The sequence below is a fragment of the Labrys methylaminiphilus subsp. lupini genome (assembly GCF_051161885.1).
In the GTDB taxonomy this organism is placed as follows: Bacteria; Pseudomonadota; Alphaproteobacteria; order Rhizobiales; family Labraceae; genus Labrys.
Map to the genome: position 1 here is coordinate 3509295 of NZ_JBMDIH010000001.1, position 18452 is coordinate 3527746.

Here is an 18452-nt window from a genome sequence, read left to right on the forward strand (position 1 = left end):
CCACTTCGGGTTAACGCGGAGGCACCACTACCCTCCCCTGGAGGGGGAGGGTCGGCCTGAAAGGCCGGGGTGGGGTGAAGAGCGCTGACGTGATCATGCGAACAGGCCGCTAAACGAAGAACCACCCCACCCCGAGGCTTTGCCTCGACCCTCCCCCTCCAGGGGAGGGTAAGACGGCGCTCATTTACCCGAGGCAGTTGCCCTGGGTGGCAGGCCTATTTGACCCAGTGCCAGGTGTTGACGTTCCAGCTGTCGATACGGTTGTTGATGTTGGGCAGGAAGCCTTCCACCCCCTTCTTGCGCCCGCGGACGGTGGCGTATTGATACATCGGCAGGAAGGGCAGGTCGGCCCGCATGATCTCCTGGATCTTGAAATAGAGCTTCCTGCGCTCCTCCGGCACGAAGAGATTGCCGGCCTCCTTCAGGAGCCTGTCCACTTCAGGATTGGCATATTGCCAGGTGTTCTGGCCGTTGCCGCCCTTGGCTCCGCTCGAGGTGGACATGAAATAGTCCGAGGTGTCGGGATCGGGGCCGGTGAGGAAGTTCAGGCCGACGACGACGCTGTCGAATTTCGACATCATCCAGTAGTCACCCCACATCACGGCTGGAGGCAGGTTGGAGATCGTCATCTCCACGCCGACATCCTTGAAGGACTGCTGCATGAATTGCTGCGCCTGCTCGCGCAGATGGTTGCCGGCCGTCGTCGAATTACTGAACGACAGGCGCACGCCATCCTTGGCGCGGATGCCGTCGGCGCCGGGCACCCAGCCCGCCTCGTCGAGCACCTTCTTGGCCTTTTCGGGGTCGTATTCCTGCTTGGGCAGGTCCGGATTGTAATAATAGGACTGCTGCGGCATGTAGGATTCGGTCGGAGTCGGCAGGCCGTAATAGAGCGCCTCGATGATCGTCTTCTTGTCCAGCGCATGATAGAGCGCCTTGCGGACGGCCGGATCCTTGAACTGCGGACGCTCCATGTTGAAGGCGACCGACTCGATGGTGCCATTCGGCACCACGGTGACGATCTTGCCCTCGAGGGTCTTGGCCTCCTCATAATGATCGGCCGTGATCCATTGCAGGCCGACGAGGTCGACGTCCCCGGTCTTGAACTGGGTGTACATCACCGTCATGTCGGGGATGTATTTGTAGACGACACGCTCCAGATAGGGCCCCTCACCGAAATAATCCTCGTTGGCGGCAAGCTCGATATAGTCGCCGGCAACGCGCTTGCTCCACTTGAACGGCCCGGTGCCGACGGGCGCATTGTTGAAGGGTGCCGTGTTCTTGTCGGCCACCTCGCCCAGGATGTGCTTGGGCACGATAAAGGTAGAGGCCAGGATCGAGGGATAGGGCGCGAAGGCCTTTTCCATGCGCCAAGTGATCTCGGTGGGCGACACCACCTTGATGTCGCGCACATGCTCATGGCCGGTGCGCCGCCAGCTGCGGAAGTTCGGGTCGACCATCAGTTCCAGCGTGAACTTGACGTCCTCGGCCGTGAAGGGCTTGCCGTCATGCCATTTCACGCCATCGCGCAGTTTCACCTTCCAGCTGAGACCGTCGGCGGAAATGCCGCCATTCTCCACGCTCGGCACCTCGACGGCGAGGGAGGGCGTGAACTTACCCTCCGGATCGACGTCGAACAGCGGATTGAACACGCTGTAATGGATGCCCTCGTCCACTTCGATGTGAAGCAGATGCGGGTTGAAGACGGTCGGCTCCTGCGAGAAGCTGATGACCATCTGGCCCGACGGCTTGTCCTTGCCGGCCGCCAGGGCCTCCTCCCGCCCGAGCAGGGCCGGCATCAGCAGCGCCGAGGCGCCGGTCGCCGCCATCAGGCCGAGAGCCTGCCGGCGATTGGGATGGGGAAACTGGTTTCGCTCTTGTTTCGACATGATAGGTCCCTCTAGAGAGTGGCGATATTTTTATGATTGTTGCAGTCGTTTGCCGGTTCGGGACAGCCCCGAGCCGGCGGCTCAGAACCCGCTGATCAGCTCGATCTTTGATCCATCCGAGAAGCGGGAGAAACGGAAATTGGCTGGGTCGACCAAGGGCGGCCGCCCCGTGACGAGATCAGCCATCAGCTTGCCGGCGGCCGGGCCGATACCAAAGCCGTGGCCGGAAAAACCAGTGGCGATGTGAAAGCCGGGTATGGCCTCGACCGGTGAGATCACCGGCACAGCATCCGGCGTGACGTCGATATAGCCGGCCCAGCGCTGGGCGATCTCCGCCTTGGCAAAGACCGGGAAGGCCTTGGCGAGATTGGCCAGGGCGACGTCGGTCAATTCCTTCGCCGGCTCTGGATCCAGCACGCGGCAACGCTCGAAGGGGCTGACCTCGTCCATCGCCCATTGCTTGGGCACACGGGCTTCCTCGAAAAAACGGCCCCCGACCCTCAGATTGAGCGAGCGCCACTCCTTGCGCAGGGCCGGCAGGAAGTCGAAGAAGAAGCGGAAGCTGTTGGGCACGATGTCGACGACGTTCTCGTGCCCGGAGGCAATGGTGTAGCCGCCATCGGCACGCTTGCGCACGGCGAAGCCGTTAGACCAGATCGCCGGCCCCGGCCCGCCTTCGAGCGGCTTGGTGCGCAGGACCGAGTTCTTCACCTGCAATTGCGGCAGGCGAATGCCGAAACGGCCCGAGAACAGGCTCGACCAGGCTCCGCCGGCCAGGACGACGGCGCTGCAGGCGATCGGGCCACGTTCGGTAACGACGCCGCTGATCGCTCCGCCCGACGTCTCCACGCCGCGCACGGCGCATTCGGTCAGGATGGCAGCACCCTTGCGCCGGGCGGCCTCGGCGATCAGAGGGGCGGCGCGCTGCGGCTCGGCCCGCCCGTCCTCGGCCGTAAACAGAGCGCCCTTGATGTCCATGGTCGTGCCGGGAAACATCCGCTTGTATTCGGTGCCCGAGATCATGCGGGAGTCGAGCTGGTAACCGTCGAGATTGCGGTTCCAGCGCTCGTGGTCGGCATATTCCCTGTCGTTCTCACAGGTGAACATGATGCCGGCGCGGGTATAGCCGGTGTCTCCCTCGACCCGCTGGTCGAGCGTCTTCCAGATCCTCAGCGCCTCGGCCATCAGCGGCACTTCACGCGGGTCACGACGCGAGATGCGCACCCAGCCCCAATTGCGGCTCGACTGCTCCTGGCCGATACCGCCCTTCTCACAGAGCGCGACCTTGAGGCCGCGCTCGGCCAGTTCGAGCGCCGTCGAGGCGCCGATGATGCCGCCGCCGATGACGACGACATCGACCTTGGCGGGGAGCGTCGCATCGCCTTGAACGGGCATGACAGTGGGGCCGGGCATGTCAGTAGGACTCTTCGAGCTGGCAGTTGATGGTGAATTCGGCGACGCTGGCTTCGTTGGGCAGTTCGATCAGCATGGCAATGATGCGGGCGAGATCGCGCGGCGAGGTCATCTTCTCGGCGGCGCGGTCGGTCAGGCCGAGAGCCATGTCGGTGGCGACGAAGCCGGGGCAGATCGCGGTGGCGCGGATGCCGCGCTCGAAGCCCTCATGGCGGATGCCGTGCGCCAGCGCAACGGCCGCATATTTGGAGATCGAATAGAGCCCGGCGCGCGAGGATTTGACCCGCTTGCCTGACAGCGAAGCGATGACGATCACCCGCCCGCTCCCGCTTTCGGACAGCGCCTGCCAGGCTGCCTTGGCCAGACGCCGCGGCGCCTTGACGTTCACGGCCAGCATCGCGTCCAGGTCCTCGTCCTCGGCCTCGATGACGTTCTTGGGTATCATGATGCCAGCATTGGCGATAACAGCATCGATGCGCCCGAAACGCTGCAGGGCCGCCTCGGCCCAATCGGCCTCCGCCTGGGGATCGACAGCGTCATAGGCTTGCAAATGGACGTGGTCTGGATCCGCCCAGGTGGGTTGCTCCGGATGCCGCATGCCCAGTGAGAGCCGCCATCCCCGACGCGCGAGCTCGGCCGCCGCCGCCTGCCCTATGCCCCGATTGGCGCCCGAGATCAGGGCTACCCTCTGCTCACTCATGCCACTTGTCCTTCCTTGTCGGCACCGTTCCGAGGCGGCATGCCCACGAAACGGCAATAGGCCCGCTTCAGAATGTCCATCACCTGTCTCTGCTCATGCTCGGGAATGAAGTCGAAGAAGCGTTTCGACTGCTCCGTCGCCAATACGCGCACCTTGGCGGCGAGCTCCGCGCCCGCCGGCGTGATGTAGAGTTCGTGTGCCCGGCTGTCGTTGGACGAGATCCTGCGGGTGAGCAGCCCCTGCTCGATCATGTGGTCGACCAGCCGCCCCATGGCGGAGCGGTCCTTCATCACCAGATGCGCGATCACCGAGGGGCGGATGCCGGGATGGCTGTCGACCAGCAGCAACGTGGTGACCTTACCGGTGCCCTTGGCCACTTCGAGCCCGTCGAGCCATTCGTCGAGGTCGCGCGACACGGCCAGGCTGATCACCCGGATATAGAAGCTCAGCGTATTCTCGAGCACGTCGAGGTCGATATGCTCGGGTAGCGTCGGCGGCTTGGCCCGTGTTTCCTTCATGCGGCAGGCTCCCATTCGCTGCCCGGAATGGCTGCCACCAGGCGCTTGGTGTAGTCGTTCTGCGGCCTGCGGAAGACCTGCGCCGGCGGCCCGGACTCGACGATCCGGCCCTTGAACATCACCGCGACCTCGTCGCAGATCTGGCTCGCGACGCGCAGATCATGGGTGATGAAGATCATGGCCAGATGCATCTCCTTCTGGATGCGTGCCAGCAATTGCAGGATCTGGGCCTGGATCGAGACGTCGAGCGCCGAGACCGCCTCGTCGGCGATCAGCAGGACGGGATCGAACATCAGCGCGCGGGCAATGCCGATGCGCTGGCGCTGGCCGCCGGAGAATTCATGAGGAAAGCGGTCATAGGCGCCGGCGTCGAGGCCGACGCGGCCGAGCAGGCCGACGGCCTTCTCCTTGGCCTTGCCCGCGGCCATGCCCTGCGCCATGGGGCCGACGGTGAGGATGCGCCCGACGGTGTGGCGGGGATTGAGCGAGGCATAGGGATCCTGGAAGATCATCTGGATGCGCGGACGCAGCGGCCGGAACTCATCCTCGCGCAAGGGCGCGATGTCCCGCCCTTCGAACAGGATGCGGCCCCCATCGCTGCCCATCAGCTTCATCAGCACGCGCCCTAGCGATGACTTGCCCGAGCCCGACTCCCCGACGAGCCCGAGGGTGCAACCTTGCCGGACAGAGAAACTGACATCGTCGACGGCACGCACCGGCGTGCCCTTGGCGAAGAAGCGCCCCTGGCCCTGGTAGGTCTTGCTGATCCCATCGGCCTCCAGGATGACAGGGGGCAGTGCGGCAGGGATGGCATCCTCGGCCACCATGCGCGGCACGGCCGCGATCAGCGTCTTGGTATAGGGGTGCTGCGGGTCACGCAGGACCTGGGCAGCCGTGCCCTGCTCCACCAACCGGCCCTTTTCCATCACCACGACGCGGTCGGCAATTTCGGCCACCACGCCGAAATCATGGGTGATGAACATCACGCTCATGCCCTTGCGGCGCTGGATCTTGCGGATGAGCTCAAGGATCTGGGCCTGGGTGGTAACGTCGAGCGCCGTGGTCGGCTCATCGGCGATCAGCACGTCCGGATCGAGGGCCAGGGCAATGGCGATCATCACGCGCTGGCGCTGGCCGCCGGAGAGGCGGAAGGGATATTGATGGCGGATGGTGGTGGGATTGGGCAGCCCGACTTCGCCGAGGAGTTCGACGACCTTTTGCTGCCGCGCGGCCGGCGTGCCCACGCCATGGGCCTCCATCGCCTCGGAGATCTGGTCGCCGATGGTCATCAGCGGATTGAGCGCCGAGAGCGGATCCTGGAAGATGATCGAGACAGCCCGGCCCCTAAGGTCTCGCAGCTGTTCTTCCCGGGCCGCAAGCAGGTCCATGTTTTTGAACAGGATGCGCCCGCCCGTCACCGTCAGCGATGTCGACAGCAGGCCCATGATCGTGTTGGCGGTAACGGATTTGCCCGAGCCGGACTCACCGATGATGCAGAGGATCTCGCCGGCCTTGAGCTCGAAGGAAATGTCCTCGACGGCGTAGGGCCGTTCCATGTTGCGCGGCAGGCTGACGGTGAGCTTGTCCACCGACAGGATGGTCGCGCCCGGGGCTTTCGGCTCGGCGTCGGAGACCAGCATCGTGACCATCCTTCCCAATCACCGGCGGGGTGCTTGTACCCCGTCCTCGATATAGTGGACGATTACAACTAATTTTGTCGGCAGCGCCAAGCGGAAATTTCAGGCAGCGAAGATGTTGCGCTGCCGCAAACCGGGGCAGGCCGATCAGGCGGCCTTGGCCTGGATGCCGGAGAACGAACCTGGCAGCAGGCGGAAATAGGCCAGCCCCTGCCCCGCACCGCGCGCCACCAGGAAACCGATCAAGGCGAGCCACAAGCCGTGATTGCCGAGGGGCTGCAGCAGCCACCACAGCCCGAAATAGCAGGCGAGCGCCACTACCATCAGGTTGCGCATGGCTGCGTTCCAGGTGGCACCGACATAGACACCGTCGAAGGTGAAGGCGAGCGCGCCCGCGACAGGCGTGATGGCGGCATAGGGCAGGAATTGCCGGGCCAGCTCGCGAACCGAGGTGCTGGTGGTCATGAAATCGATGAAAGCCCCGCCCGCCACGAACAGCAGGGCAGACATGCCGATCGCCAGCGCCAGGCTCCAGATCACCGAATAGCGCACGGCCTTTTCGAAGGACGGCCGGTTGTTGGCACCGATCGAGCGCCCGCTGAGCTGTTCGGCCGCGGTGGCAATGCCATCGAGAAAATAGCCACCGACCAGGAAGAAATTGTTGAGGATGGCGTTGGCGGCCAGCGTCACATCGCCGGCCAGCGCGCCCTGGCGCCCAAAGAAGACGAAGGCTGCCAGCAAGGCGAAAGTGCGCAGCATGATGTCACGGTTGATCGCGATCATGCGCACGAATTTGGCCTTGTCGAAGACCAAGGTACGGGGCACACCGAGGCGCCCGCCGAAATGAGCTGCGACCACAGCGAGGCCAGCGACGACGCCGGCCGTCTCCGCCAGGGTGGTGGCCCAGGCCGTACCCGCAACGCCCCAGCCCATCGCCAGCGTGAACAGGACGCAGAGCAGGATGTTGACGAGGTTGATGCCGATCTGCAGGAACAGGCCGGTGGTGGTCCGGCCCAGCCCGATCAGCCAACCGAGCACGGCATAATTGGCAAAGGCGAAGGGCGCGGACCAGATGCGGATGGCGAAATAGATCTCCGCCGCATGGGTCACCTCGGGCGAGGCACCGAGCAGCGGGAAAGCGACCGCCGCAATTGCGCGCTGCAATGCCACCATGGCAAGGCCGAGCACGGCGGCCATCACCAGCGCCCGCAGGAACACCGCCCGCTGCTCCAGCCTGTCGTCGGCGCCGACCGCCTGCGCCGTCAGGCCGGCGGTGCCCATGCGCAGGAAGCCGAAGCCCCAGAACAGGAAGTCGAACAGGAGGGCATTGAGAGCCACCGCCCCGAGCAGGGCCTCGCTGCCGATCTGGCCGATCACGGCGGTGTCGACCAGCCCGAGCAGTGGCGTGGACAGATGCGCCAAGGTCATCGGCGCGGCGATGCCGATGACGATGCGGTGGCTGACGGGGACGGGACGAACGGGGGTATCGGGCGAAGCGACAGGCATGGGCGGTGATTTTCCTCACGCCTTGGTAGCCTCAATCAAGAGTCATTCCAAGGTGTTCGCCCAAGCCCGATTGCCGTTCCGGTCAGGTACCGCTTCCGGGAGCCGATTGCGCCAGGTGCAGCGCCCCCTGCCCCGCATCGTCCTTCTCGATCTCCTCGGTGAGTTCACGGCCCCGCGTCTCAGGCAGCAGGGCGATGGCGAGGAGCACGAAGAAATACGCGCTGACCGCGGTGACGGCCATGGCATCGCGCAGCAGGAGGACGCCACCTGCCGTCATCAGGCCGATGACCGTGGGAAAGAAGGCACCGGCGGCCCGGCCGAAATTATAGGCAAAACCCTGGCCGTTGCCCCGGATGGCGTTCGGAAACAATTCGGTGAAATAGGGCCCGAGCGCGCTGTAAATTCCCAGAGCGGCAAAGCCGAGCACGAAATCGAGCGCAAACATCACCACCCCGCCACCCGGCAGATAAAGGAAGGCCGGTATGAAGATCCAGTTCAGCAGGGCAAAGAGCAGGAAGTTGCGGCGGCGGCCGATGGCGTCGCACAGATAGGCGGCGACGATATAGCCGACGAAGGAGCCCACGGTGAGAACGAACATGTGATAGCCCACGCCCACCGTGGAGATTTCCCGTACCGTCTTCAGGAAGGTCGGCAGCCAGATCACCATGGAAAAGCCGCCCGCCTGCACGCCGAAGGCCAGGAGCGAGGTCAGGCAGGTGGTGCGGAGATAGCGCCGGTGGAAGATCATGAACGGGCTGGCGGGCGCTTGCCCGGCCTTCACCCTCTTCTCCCTCGCCGCCAGAAAGACAGCGGGCTCGGGGACGCCGCGCAAGGCAAGCAGGACAAGAATGGCCGGCGCCGCGCCAAGCCAGAACATCCAGCGCCAGGCCTGCGTATCCGGCAGGGTCGCGAACAGGATGGACGAGAGAACCGCCGCAATGGCATAGCCGATCGCATAGGCGCTCTGCACGGTTCCCACCGCCTTGCCGCGATATTCGGAACGGATGATCTCACCCATCAGGACCGAGCCGGCAGCCCATTCGCCGCCGAAGCCGATGCCCGACAGGATGCGGGCGGCGAGCAACTGCTCGAAGGAGTTGCAAAAACCGCTCAGCACGGTGAAAAACGAAAACCAGAGGATGGCGAGCTTCATGACGCGCACGCGCCCGATCCGGTCGCTCAGGATGCCGGCCGCCCAGCCCCCGATGGCGGAGGAGATCAGGGCCGAGGTTCCGAGAAAGCCAGCCTCGGCATTCGTCATGCCCCACACTGCGATCAAAGTGGGGATGAGAAAACTGTAGAGCTGGGTGTCAAGCGCATCGACGGCCCATCCGCCGAAACAGGCATAGAGCGTCTTGCGCTCGGTACGATCGAGACTGGTAAACCAGGCGAACATGCATTCCTCCCTGCTTCCGGCCTTGTGTTGAAGGCTGCGCGTCCAGCTCCGTTGGCAGGCGCGAGCGTGGGGCCGGTTATGTCGGTACGCGTAGATCGGCGCGGCACAGGCGCCCGCATTCGGGAGCCCGAAGGCGCCACAGGAGCAGAACGCTGCCCTGGGGCGCTGCTCAGGCTGCCCGGAGGACGAGTTCCTCCAGGCCGAGCACACGCGCCGTATTGGTCGAAATCATCCGGCGGATCGCCTCGTCGGAATAGCCGAGTTCCAGGCACAGCCGGACGCCGCGCCGGAACCCTTCCAGCGGGCTGAACACACCGACCTGTCCGAGATCCGAACACAGGATGGTGCGGTCGATACCGGCCGCCTCGATCTGCTGGCGAAGATCCTCCGCCGAGCGGGTCTTGAACTTGGATCCTTCCAGAAACATGCAGAGCGAATGCTCCACATAGGCACCCATGGCGGCGATGCCCTTCACATCCTCCAGGCTCGCGCCGACGATGTCCTCGGGGTGCGTGAAAATCAGGCGCTCGACACCGCGGCGCTGGGCTTCCTCGAACAGGATCCAGGTCTCGCTGACATGCAGGTGGCCGCTGGCAAGCGCCATGCGGTTGCGGGCGATGACGTCCAGGACGTCCTTGACCTCATCGAGCACCTGCCTGTTGGCGTCGAGGACCGGGACCGCCCGGGCCGGCCGCATCTTCTGGGTCGAGGCCGGATGCGACCAGGAGGATGTCTTCTCCCATTCGAGATGATTCTCGGCGGCCAAGGTCGGCATCCAGACGACCTTGCCGCCCATCGCCGCCGTATGCTCGACGGCATGGGGGTTGATGCCCCCCACCACATTGTTGAGCACGATGCCGGAAAAGACCTTTGTCGTCAGTTCCGGATGGTGCCGGGAAATCAACGCCGCCGTCGCCACGCCGGCATAGTCATGGTCCTTGGTGACCACCGCCGCAAAGCCCGCCTCCGACATCTGGCGGGCCAGTTCCAGGTGGTCGAGGCCGCGCGGCGCGATCGAAGGCCCGCTATGCACATGGGGATCGATCGCACCCTTGAGCAGCGCGTCGATGCGCTGGGTATCCCCGGTCGATCCGGTATCGATGGTCAGTGCATCCATGGTCTTGGCTCCCTAGAGAAAAGCGCGTTCAAGAGTGAACGCCTATTTGCTCTAACTCCTTGTTCCGACGCGTCTTTGCGATTCCCGGTGATTCCACCAAATCGCAAAACGCCTTGGGCCTGCCGGCTCTGCCGTGCGATCAATGGGCTAAGAGAGGATGCCAGCACCCTCAGCCGGCATCGGGTAGTCGGCGGCGTTCAGCACCCAGCCGGGCTTCAGCGAGAAATCCAGGCGCGGCGGGCAGAAGATGTCGACGAGCTGGTTCACCCCGGCCAGCATGCCGCGGGAGGTATGGATGGCCGGCGGCGGGATCACCATCACCGAAGGCGCTTCGCAATATTCGTGCTGATCGTCGCGCCAGGCGTTGAGATCCGTGGTCCAGGGCCAGCGCAGGTGATGGGTGAAGGCGCCCTCCAGCGCGAGGGAGATCTGTTCGAAATCATCATGATGATGCGGCGAGAGCTTGGTCACGTCGCGCGGCCCGTGTTGCACCGGCAGGACATTCACCATCATGGTCGAGCCGCGCCAGATGCGCCCGAACCGCCCCGGCTCGTCCGGCACGTCGAGCGAATAGACATGCAGCTGGGGCCCACCCTGCGCCTGCGGCCAGGGCTGGAACGGCCCGACATTGGGATGCGCCGTCTCATAGGATGCCGCGTTCACGCAGCGGGCCGCGAGATCCTCGGCCCTGGTGGTGAACAAGCGCACGACCGGCCCCGATCCCACGATCCGGATCGTGCTCGGGCCGGGCGGAACGAAGACGATGGAATAGCCCGGTACGCGCGCCTTGCCGTCGGCGGTCTCGACCTCGGCGCTCACGCCCGCATCGGGCAGCAGGAGCACATATTCGTCGGCCTGTGCGGCGCGGCGGAAGCAGGCACCATCCAGCGCTTCCGTATAGGCAACCACGCAATGCTGGCTGCGGATGAGCCAGCTGCGGCCATTGGCATCGTCCTCCTGGGGCGCGGCCTCGTAGAACTTGCCGCAATCGGCACCGGCGAACTCGGTCGCCGCCGGCGCGGCGTGGACCGACGCCAGCGTCGAACGCGGATCCGAAGCGTCATACATGGCAACCTCCCAGCGGGACCCGACGCACTTTGCGCCGCATCGACCGACTAGCTTATTGTTTCGTTAGTTGAAACGACGTTCTATTTATTTTTGAGACAAAGCTCTCCCTTGTCAAGAGGGCCACCAACGGCCGTCAATCGAGCACGTAGCCCAACGCTTCGGAAACCTGCTTTGCGGCCCTGACCGTTCGCTCGATCTGTTCGGCGGTGGGCGTTTCGGTAATGAACTGCACGGAGTCGACGATCGCCAGCGTGCCCACCAGGGAGCCGGCGGCATCGAAGACGGGTGCTGCCAGCGCATTCAGGCCGATCAGGATCTCGTTCGGTGCGGTGGCCCAGCCGGCCTGGCGCACGCGCTCGATCTCCTTGCGCAGGCCGCCGGGCGTGACGATCGTCGCCTGCGTGCGGCGCTCCAGGCGCATGCCGAACACAGCGGCCCGCAAGGCATCATTGCCGAAGGCCAGAGCGATCTTGCCCTGGGCCGAACTGTGAAAATCGAGCAGAGATCCAGGCCGGACGCCGATCTCGACGGTGGATTTGCCTGGAACGGTGGTGAGAACGCGCACCCCATCCGCTTCCAGCTGGGCAATCACCGCGGAATGGCCGAGACTGTCGCGCAATTCCCGCAGGGCCCGCGCGCTGGCCGAGACGATATCGCGCCCCTCCCCCACGGCCCGCCCCAGCTTGATCAGACGACTGCCGAGTTGGTAGCGCTCGGTCTCCGGCAGTTGGACGACGTAGCCGTGCTGCACCAGCGTCTGCAGATAGCGCCAGATCCGGCTCTTGGTGGTTTCCAGCGCGACGGCCATCGCCGACACGCCCATGGGCCGCCCCTCCTCCGCCAGCAATTCCAGGATGCGCATGGCCAGAACCACCGCCTGCACGCCGTCGCCACCCGGGCCGCTAACACGAGGCATTCTTCATTCCCTCACGAGGAAGGGCACATCTGCCCATTGACATGGGCGCCCTTTGAGTTGAACCTGATTATAGAAACGATGTTTCGACTAACGAAACAAGAGAAAACAATCCCATGCCTGCCAACAGCCTGTCACACCCCACAGACAATTTCCGCCAGCGCCTGCTTTCGCGAAAACCCCTCCTCGGATCGTTCATCAAGACACCGACCGTCCATGCAACCGAAATCCTCGGCGATCTCGGTTTCGACTTCGTTGTCGTGGACGAGGAACATGCCCCTTTCGATCGTGGCCAGACGGAACTGGTGCTGCTGGCAGCGCGCGCAGCCGGCACCGCCGCGATCGTCCGCGTGCCCGAGATCAGCCGCATCCTCGGCGCGCTGGACGACGGAGCGGCAGGGGTCCTCGTCCCGCACATCTCCTCCGCGGCCAAGGCCCGGGAAGCCGCCGAGGCCTGCCGCTATCGCGGTGGCCGGCGGGGCTTTTCCAATTCGCCGCGCGCCGGGCGCTATGGAGGCCTCGGCATGTGGCAGCATGTCGATCGACAGGACGCACATGTCAGTCTCATCGCGATGATCGAGGACCCGGAAGCGCTGGCGGAGATCGACGCCATTCTGGCCACAGAGGGCCTGGATGCCGTCTTCATCGGGCGGGGCGATCTTACGGTGGCGCTGCAGGCTGAGAGCACCGACGCGCCTGCCGTCCAAGCCGCCGTCGAGACGATCTGCACTGCGGCCGGACGGGCCGGCAAGCCCGTCTGCATGATGGTAGCCAGTGCGGCCGAAGCGAGGCGCTACCATGCCCTCGGTGCCTTCGCCTTCATCATGGCCTCCGACCAGGCCTTCATGCGCAAGGCAGCGGCCGAAAGCCTGGGTAGCTTTTCCAAGGAATTCGCCGCGTAACGGCACGCGGCGGCAAGGAGGCTTTCGCGTTCTATTTGCGCCCGCCGGAGGGGGCGGATTTCAAGAGGCGCAGCACGAGCCAGATCGGAACCACGATCACCGCTCCGAGCAGGAAATAGCCGAACAGGTCCTTGATCATGCCGAAGCCCTGCGCCGACAGGCGCTCGAGGAAGTGCCGGAGCCTGGCAAGGAGTTCCCAGGGGGTGAGGTCGAGCCAGGCCAGCACGAGGCCCACGGCGACGGAAACCACCACCAGCTTGATAATCGTGCCCATCACCGAGCCGCCCATGAACTTCTCCAGCCCAGCCATACCTAATCTCCTACCGTACCAGGGCCTATTTCGGGCGTGACGGCCCCGCGGTCAAGCAGGGCAGTGAGGCTTTCCAGCCTGTCCGCCTCGCTCGGCGGCTTGTCCCAGCGCAAGCGTGCCAGCCGAGGAAAGCGCATGGCGACGCCGGATTTGTGGCGGCTGGAACGCGCCAGTCCCTCGAAGGCAACTTCCACCACCAGGCCTTTCTCGGCGGTGTGGACAACTTCCCTCACTGGCCCGAAGCGGTTCACCGTGTTGTTGCGGACGAAACGGTCGATGTCGCGCAATTCCTCGTCGGTGAAGCCGAAATAGGCCTTGCCGACCGGCACCAGCTCCTCACCCTTCCACACACCGAACGTGTAGTCGGAATAGAAGGAGGAACGCTTGCCATGGCCGCGCTGGGCATACATCAGCACGGCGTCGATGCGGAACGGCTCGCGCTTCCACTTGAACCATAGCCCCTTCGGCCGGCCGGGCACATAGAGGCTGTCGCGCCGCTTCAGCATCAGCCCCTCGACCGCTTCGGCGTCAGGACCGGCCCCAGCGCTAGCGGGATTTTCCCGGGCCAACGCCAGGGCGTCCGGCCCGGCGAAGGCGACCAACGGCGAAAGGTCGAGGCGTGGCGAAGCAAGGCGTGCCACGAAAGTCTCCAGTCGGGCCCGCCTTTCGATGAAGGGACAATCGCGCAGATCCTCATCCCCTTCGGCCAGCAGGTCGTAGGCCCTGATATGGGCGGGATAGTCGGCGACCAGCTTGGGCGTCACGCTCTTGCGGTTGAGCCTCTGCTGCAGGGCATTGAAATTCTCGATGCGGCCGGCACCATCCTCGCCGAGCCGCCGCACCAGCAATTCACCATCGATGGCGCCCTCGAAATTGAGGGCTTCGACGAGATCGGGAAAGGCCGGGGCAATATCCTCGCCGGTGCGGGAGTAAAGGCGAAGCACGGGTCCATTTTCAGTGAGAGCGCCGACGGCCTGGACGCGGATGCCGTCCCATTTCCATTCCGCGACATGGCTGTCCGGCAGGATGGCCGCAAGATCGCCCTCTTCCAGGGCATGGGCCAGCATCACCGGCCGAAACGGGGCGGGGTTGCCGCTCTCGGGCCGCTCGCCCCTGCCTTCCGCCCAGGCGAACAGCTCCTGATAGGGTGGCTGCAGGCCTGGCCAGGCCAGCTCGATGTCGTCGGCCGAGAGCTTGCCCAGCGCCGCAACGGCGCTCTTGGCGAGACGGGCGGAAGCGCCGATCCTCAACGCTCCGGTGATGAGCTTGAGGAATGCCCAGCGCCCCTTCTCGTCCAGCGCGTCGAGATGGCGGGCGATCAGGGCAGGCATTTCCGAGCGCCCGGCCTGGCTCAGAGCCTCCACCACTTCCGACAAGGTAGGCGCATGGTTCATGCCCGGCCGGGCCGGCCACATCAGCGCGATGGTCTCGGAAAGATCGCCGACATAGTCGTAGGACAGCGCAAAGAGTTCGGGATCGGCCCGTTCGCCGATCAACTCGCGCAGCACGGCCGGCTTGGCGTTGCGGAAGGACAGCGCCCCGGTGATCGCCGCAAGCGCATAGCCGCGGTCCGGATCGGGCGTATCTCGGAAATAGCTCGTCAGCAGCCGCAGCTTGGCGTTGCGGCCCGGCTCATAGGCAAGGCGATCAAGCAATTCGGCGAAGCGGTTCATGCCTCCTCCGCCTCCTCGTCGCCATAGCCGATCATGTGCAGGGGCTGGGCCTTCAGCCCCTGGCTGCCGGCCCAATGCACCAGTGCATCTTCCTGGCCGTGCGTGACCCAGAGCTCCGAGCAGCCCGTCTCCAGGATCGAGCGCTGCAGATCGGACCAATCGGCATGGTCGGAGATCACCAGCGGCAGTTCGGCGCCACTCTGGCGCGCCCGCGCCCGGATGCGCATCCAGCCCGAAGCGTAGACGCTGAGGGGATCCGGCATCTTGCGCGACCAGGCTTCCTGGGCCGCACTGGGCGGACAGAGCACGATGGCACCAGCCAGTCCGGCAGGCTTGACGTCGCGCACCAGTTGCAGCGTTCCGAGTTCGATGCCGAAGGCTTCATAGAGGCGCGTCACCTTCTCCATGGCGCCATGCAGATAGATCGGCGCCTGATGACCGGCCTGGCGGGCCATGGCGATGATGCGCTGGGCCTTGCCGAGGGAATAGGCGCCAACGAGATGGGCCCGCTCGGGAAACAGAGCCAGCGACCCGAGCAGCTTGCCGATCTCCTGCCGGGGATCGGGATGGCGGAACACCGGCAGGGCGAAGGTGGCTTCCGAGATGAAGACATCGCAGGGTACCGGCTCGAAGGGCAGACAGGTCGGATCGGCCTGGCGCTTGTAGTCTCCCGAGGCGACGATGCGCAGGCCCTTTGCCTCGAAGGCAATCTGCGCCGAGCCCAGCACGTGGCCGGCGGGGTGAAACGTCACGCTCACGCCGCCGAGATCGAGCTTCTGGCCGAGAATGGCGGTCTGGCGCGTTTCGCAAAAATCCTCGCCATAGCGCGCCGCCATGATCGCCAGCGTCTCGGCGGTGGCCAGCACCTGGCGATGACCGGCGCGGGCATGATCGGAATGGGCGTGGGTGATCAGGGCCCGCTCGACCGGCCCGATGGGATCGACATGGACATCCGCCAGCGGGCAATACAGCCCCGACGGCGTCGGAATCAGCAAGTCCGAAGGCCGCATCGCGAGAACATAGGGTGAAAGCGGAACGGGGCCAAGGTGCGGGTGCCAGGAGGTGTGTGCCAGAAGGTGCGTGCCAGCGTCCTCCAGTTTTCAGGCTGGCATGGCCACGCCGAGCGCCTGTCCCGCCACTTCAAGTCCTGCCACTCCAAGTCACCTTGATTTGCTTTACCATCATCGCTCAGGTCACCAATCCATTGTGTGAACTGTTGCTCATTGCCGACATGAATCCGAACTCGAAGACCGGCTCAAGCCCAGCCTCGACCAGGGCGTCCATGAAGGCATATCTCGCGGCTTTGACTTTCCCCCCGTCGATCACCGCTTCAAGGCAGGCGCCTCGGGCAACCACATAGAGAGCTTCACCCATCTCAGGCCACCGATTGTCGAGAAAATCCAGTGCCTGCTGAACCGATCGGATCACAACCGTCCGATTGTGCCCGAGCTTGAACGAGACAGGATGATGGAAGGCAACTTCCGACATTTCACACCTCAACTAGTCCAATAAGTGTATGGCCGTTCGAAGCCGAGACAGAGATTTGAACCCGCAGCGCCGATTTCAAGGCGAATTCCCAAGCGCCGTCGGAAGCGGGTTTTTCTCCCCAAATTACGGATCAAATCAAAATATGCCCAACAGCTATGACGACAGCAGCAACGCTCCAAAGCTGGTTGGGTTCCCGAGCATGCGTGGAAAGCGAAGGCCGTCATGACCTGCATGGTCGATGCCTTCGGGACACTGCGGTGCATCACCGGCGGTGGCGGCCCGAAACAGCCAGGCAGCGGCTGGCCTGTCATCCTCGCCATCTAGCGCGCCTGCCGGCTCAGCGCCCCCTTGACGCATCAAATATGAGGCCGAAGCTTGAACGTCTGACCGCGAAGTGCCTGAGTTTCCGGGCGATCCATTACTGATGCAGCGGCTCGCAGTTGGTGCGCCCAGACGTCACGCAATTCAACAGGTCATTGTCGGCCTTCAGGGTTTCGAAGACCCAAATACACGCAGCGAGCAAGAGTGCCACGAACACGAGCACCGCGATTTTACGAAGGTCATCAGGGTCCATGGGCGGGCGTCCAATCTCCGCATCAATAGGCCCCCGCTCCCCAAAAACCACAAGCATCCCCCGCCAAGAAGCGGGAAAATTGAGCACGATCCGCCCTTCCTCAACTTTCTCGGCACTCCCGTCCACAAATGATGAACAAAATGCGGCGTCACCATCATGTGGAACAGGATGACATCGCCCCGCCCATGCGATACCGGAGAGGGCAACCATGGAGATCCCTTCCAGATGCTGTTCAACCGGACGCCGATGCTGGCCAAGGCCCAATCGCGGGTGCCATCCGCAAGCAAATATCTTGTCGGCGCCGGCCTGGTGGCGACACTGGCTCTCGTCGTCAGTACCCATGTCAGCGCCGCCGAACGGATCGCCCCCAAGGTGATGGTGATCACCATGTTCGGCGAGGAAACCAAGCCCTGGCTCGAGGCCCGGAAACTGACGACGAAAATCAAGGTTCCCGGCCTGTCGCGGGAATATCCCGACGTCGCGTGCGATACCGACGGCCTGTGCGTGATGACGACGGCCATGGGCTATGCCAATGCGGCCAGCTCGACGGCAGCCCTCGTCCTCGGCGGCAAGTTCGACCTGAAGCAGACCTATTTCCTGATCGACGGCATTGCCGGCGTCGATCCCAAGGACGGCACGCTGGGATCGGCGCTGTGGGCGCGCTATGTCATCGATGGCGGCCTGCGCCACGATATCGACCCGCGCCAGATCCCCGCCGACTGGCCCGACGGCATGCTGCCCCTCGGCGCCGCCAAGCCGAGCGACAAGGCAGGCTGGAACGCCGGTACCGAGGTCTATGCGCTCAATCCGAAACTGGCGGAAAAGGCCTTCGAGCTGACCCGCTCCGTCGAACTCGCAGACGGCAAGGACGCGCAGAATTATCGCAGCCGCTATCAGGACGAAGCCGCCCGCGACAAACCGACAGTGAAGCTGTGCGATACCGTCTCGATCGACACCTATTGGCACGGATCCAGGATCGGCGAGGCCATGGAACGCTGGGCCAAGCATGCCACCGACGGCAAGGCGAATTACTGCACCACGCAGATGGAAGATAATGCCACGCTGACCGCCCTCAAGCGCGGTGCCGAAGCCGGCCTGCTCGACTTCGACCGCATCGCCGTGCTGCGCACCGCCTCCAACTTCGATCGCGAGGCGCCCGGCCAGAGCGCGGCAGAGTCGCTCAGAGCCAAGTCCGGCGGCTTCGGCCCGTCGGTTGCCAATGCTTATCGTGTCGGCTCGACCTTCGCCGACGCGGTCCTCAAGAACTGGCCGTCATGGTCAGCCGGCAGGCTGTAGGCGTCTTTTGGCGCTTCCAGGGACGTCGTGGTGCTCGCAATTTTGATGAGAG

At 64.3% G+C, this 18452-nt stretch carries 17 protein-coding genes; 2 read left to right on the plus strand and 15 right to left on the minus strand.

Annotated elements, in window-relative coordinates; all coding sequences use genetic code 11:
- Window positions 1–215: 215 nt before the first annotated feature.
- The 10 genes from ACN6KF_RS16600 to ACN6KF_RS16645 all read right to left on the minus strand — a co-directional run bounded on the left by ACN6KF_RS16600 (window position 216) and on the right by ACN6KF_RS16645 (window position 12160).
- Window positions 216–1889 (minus strand): peptide ABC transporter substrate-binding protein, encoded by a 1674-nt coding sequence (locus ACN6KF_RS16600; RefSeq protein ID WP_434957898.1) that lies wholly within the window; start codon window positions 1887–1889, stop codon window positions 216–218.
- Between the two features lie 81 nt (window positions 1890–1970).
- The gene (locus tag ACN6KF_RS16605; RefSeq protein WP_434957899.1) at window positions 1971–3302 is read right to left on the minus strand and encodes an NAD(P)/FAD-dependent oxidoreductase; all 1332 of its coding nucleotides are present in this window, start codon (window positions 3300–3302) and stop codon (window positions 1971–1973) included.
- Window position 3303: 1 nt separating this feature from the next.
- Entirely contained in the window at window positions 3304–4002 is a 699-nt protein-coding gene (locus tag ACN6KF_RS16610) for an SDR family NAD(P)-dependent oxidoreductase (protein WP_434957900.1), read from the minus strand.
- Window positions 3999–4520 carry a MarR family winged helix-turn-helix transcriptional regulator gene (locus ACN6KF_RS16615; protein WP_434957901.1) on the minus strand — a complete coding sequence of 174 codons (522 nt, stop codon included), beginning with the start codon at window positions 4518–4520 and terminating at the stop codon, window positions 3999–4001. The genes ACN6KF_RS16610 and ACN6KF_RS16615 overlap by 4 nt, the downstream gene beginning before the upstream one ends.
- Window positions 4517–6160: an ABC transporter ATP-binding protein gene (locus ACN6KF_RS16620; RefSeq protein ID WP_434957902.1), complete on the minus strand. Its 1644-nt coding sequence runs from the start codon at window positions 6158–6160 to the stop codon at window positions 4517–4519. Before ACN6KF_RS16620 ends, ACN6KF_RS16615 begins: the two co-directional genes overlap by 4 nt.
- Window positions 6161–6304: 144 nt before the next feature.
- A complete protein-coding gene (locus ACN6KF_RS16625) occupies window positions 6305–7663 on the minus strand; it encodes an MATE family efflux transporter (protein WP_434957903.1) in 1359 nt (452 codons plus the stop codon).
- Between the two features lie 82 nt (window positions 7664–7745).
- Window positions 7746–9059, minus strand: coding sequence for an MFS transporter (locus tag ACN6KF_RS16630; protein ID WP_434957904.1), 1314 nt, complete (start codon window positions 9057–9059; stop codon window positions 7746–7748).
- A 169-nt stretch (window positions 9060–9228) separates the two neighbouring features.
- Window positions 9229–10176, minus strand: a complete 948-nt coding sequence (locus tag ACN6KF_RS16635; protein WP_434957905.1) for a DUF6282 family protein — start codon at window positions 10174–10176, stop codon at window positions 9229–9231.
- A gap of 147 nt (window positions 10177–10323) precedes the next feature.
- Window positions 10324–11244 carry a cupin domain-containing protein gene (locus ACN6KF_RS16640; RefSeq protein ID WP_434957906.1) on the minus strand — a complete coding sequence of 307 codons (921 nt, stop codon included), beginning with the start codon at window positions 11242–11244 and terminating at the stop codon, window positions 10324–10326.
- Window positions 11245–11377: 133 nt separating this feature from the next.
- Window positions 11378–12160, minus strand: a complete 783-nt coding sequence (locus tag ACN6KF_RS16645; protein ID WP_434957907.1) for an IclR family transcriptional regulator — start codon at window positions 12158–12160, stop codon at window positions 11378–11380.
- A 113-nt stretch (window positions 12161–12273) separates the two neighbouring features.
- On the opposite strand from ACN6KF_RS16645, the gene ACN6KF_RS16650 reads away from it, so the two are divergent.
- Window positions 12274–13059, plus strand: a complete 786-nt coding sequence (locus tag ACN6KF_RS16650) for an HpcH/HpaI aldolase family protein (protein WP_434957908.1) — start codon at window positions 12274–12276, stop codon at window positions 13057–13059.
- Window positions 13060–13090: 31 nt separating this feature from the next.
- Here ACN6KF_RS16650 and ACN6KF_RS16655 read toward each other — a convergent pair whose 3' ends face one another.
- The 5 genes from ACN6KF_RS16655 to ACN6KF_RS16675 all read right to left on the minus strand — a co-directional run bounded on the left by ACN6KF_RS16655 (window position 13091) and on the right by ACN6KF_RS16675 (window position 17314).
- Window positions 13091–13369 carry a DUF6460 domain-containing protein gene (locus ACN6KF_RS16655; protein ID WP_149253881.1) on the minus strand — a complete coding sequence of 93 codons (279 nt, stop codon included), beginning with the start codon at window positions 13367–13369 and terminating at the stop codon, window positions 13091–13093.
- 2 nt (window positions 13370–13371) lie between these two features.
- Window positions 13372–15042: a cisplatin damage response ATP-dependent DNA ligase gene (locus tag ACN6KF_RS16660; protein ID WP_434957909.1), complete on the minus strand. Its 1671-nt coding sequence runs from the start codon at window positions 15040–15042 to the stop codon at window positions 13372–13374.
- The gene (locus ACN6KF_RS16665; protein ID WP_434957910.1) at window positions 15039–16052 is read right to left on the minus strand and encodes a ligase-associated DNA damage response exonuclease; all 1014 of its coding nucleotides are present in this window, start codon (window positions 16050–16052) and stop codon (window positions 15039–15041) included. The genes ACN6KF_RS16660 and ACN6KF_RS16665 overlap by 4 nt, the downstream gene beginning before the upstream one ends.
- Window positions 16053–16230: 178 nt before the next feature.
- Window positions 16231–16530 (minus strand): DUF982 domain-containing protein, encoded by a 300-nt coding sequence (locus tag ACN6KF_RS16670; RefSeq protein WP_434957911.1) that lies wholly within the window; start codon window positions 16528–16530, stop codon window positions 16231–16233.
- Between the two features lie 418 nt (window positions 16531–16948).
- Window positions 16949–17314 (minus strand): hypothetical protein, encoded by a 366-nt coding sequence (locus ACN6KF_RS16675; RefSeq protein ID WP_434957912.1) that lies wholly within the window; start codon window positions 17312–17314, stop codon window positions 16949–16951.
- Between the two features lie 15 nt (window positions 17315–17329).
- Here ACN6KF_RS16675 and ACN6KF_RS16680 point away from each other — a divergent pair, with 15 nt between their 5' ends.
- Window positions 17330–18400 (plus strand): purine-nucleoside phosphorylase, encoded by a 1071-nt coding sequence (locus ACN6KF_RS16680; RefSeq protein ID WP_434957913.1) that lies wholly within the window; start codon window positions 17330–17332, stop codon window positions 18398–18400.
- Window positions 18401–18452: the final 52 nt, after the last annotated feature.

What these genes read in the sequence shown, in the direction of transcription:
- ACN6KF_RS16670 (WP_434957911.1), bottom strand. Translation starts at nt 16,530, where the DNA reads ATGTCGGAAGTTGCCTTCCATCATCCTGTCTCGTTCAAGCTCGGGCAC.
- ACN6KF_RS16600 (WP_434957898.1), bottom strand. Translation starts at nt 1,889, where the DNA reads ATGTCGAAACAAGAGCGAAACCAGTTTCCCCATCCCAATCGCCGGCAG.
- ACN6KF_RS16610 (WP_434957900.1), bottom strand. Translation starts at nt 4,002, where the DNA reads ATGAGTGAGCAGAGGGTAGCCCTGATCTCGGGCGCCAATCGGGGCATA.
- ACN6KF_RS16625 (WP_434957903.1), bottom strand. Translation starts at nt 7,663, where the DNA reads ATGCCTGTCGCTTCGCCCGATACCCCCGTTCGTCCCGTCCCCGTCAGC.
- ACN6KF_RS16630 (WP_434957904.1), bottom strand. Translation starts at nt 9,059, where the DNA reads ATGTTCGCCTGGTTTACCAGTCTCGATCGTACCGAGCGCAAGACGCTC.
- ACN6KF_RS16615 (WP_434957901.1), bottom strand. Translation starts at nt 4,520, where the DNA reads ATGAAGGAAACACGGGCCAAGCCGCCGACGCTACCCGAGCATATCGAC.
- ACN6KF_RS16650 (WP_434957908.1), top strand. Translation starts at nt 12,274, where the DNA reads ATGCCTGCCAACAGCCTGTCACACCCCACAGACAATTTCCGCCAGCGC.
- ACN6KF_RS16645 (WP_434957907.1), bottom strand. Translation starts at nt 12,160, where the DNA reads ATGCCTCGTGTTAGCGGCCCGGGTGGCGACGGCGTGCAGGCGGTGGTT.
- ACN6KF_RS16635 (WP_434957905.1), bottom strand. Translation starts at nt 10,176, where the DNA reads ATGGATGCACTGACCATCGATACCGGATCGACCGGGGATACCCAGCGC.
- ACN6KF_RS16605 (WP_434957899.1), bottom strand. Translation starts at nt 3,302, where the DNA reads ATGCCCGGCCCCACTGTCATGCCCGTTCAAGGCGATGCGACGCTCCCC.
- ACN6KF_RS16655 (WP_149253881.1), bottom strand. Translation starts at nt 13,369, where the DNA reads ATGGCTGGGCTGGAGAAGTTCATGGGCGGCTCGGTGATGGGCACGATT.
- ACN6KF_RS16675 (WP_434957912.1), bottom strand. Translation starts at nt 17,314, where the DNA reads ATGGTTGCCCTCTCCGGTATCGCATGGGCGGGGCGATGTCATCCTGTT.
- ACN6KF_RS16665 (WP_434957910.1), bottom strand. Translation starts at nt 16,052, where the DNA reads ATGCGGCCTTCGGACTTGCTGATTCCGACGCCGTCGGGGCTGTATTGC.
- ACN6KF_RS16680 (WP_434957913.1), top strand. Translation starts at nt 17,330, where the DNA reads ATGCTGTTCAACCGGACGCCGATGCTGGCCAAGGCCCAATCGCGGGTG.
- ACN6KF_RS16620 (WP_434957902.1), bottom strand. Translation starts at nt 6,160, where the DNA reads ATGCTGGTCTCCGACGCCGAGCCGAAAGCCCCGGGCGCGACCATCCTG.
- ACN6KF_RS16660 (WP_434957909.1), bottom strand. Translation starts at nt 15,042, where the DNA reads ATGAACCGCTTCGCCGAATTGCTTGATCGCCTTGCCTATGAGCCGGGC.
- ACN6KF_RS16640 (WP_434957906.1), bottom strand. Translation starts at nt 11,244, where the DNA reads ATGTATGACGCTTCGGATCCGCGTTCGACGCTGGCGTCGGTCCACGCC.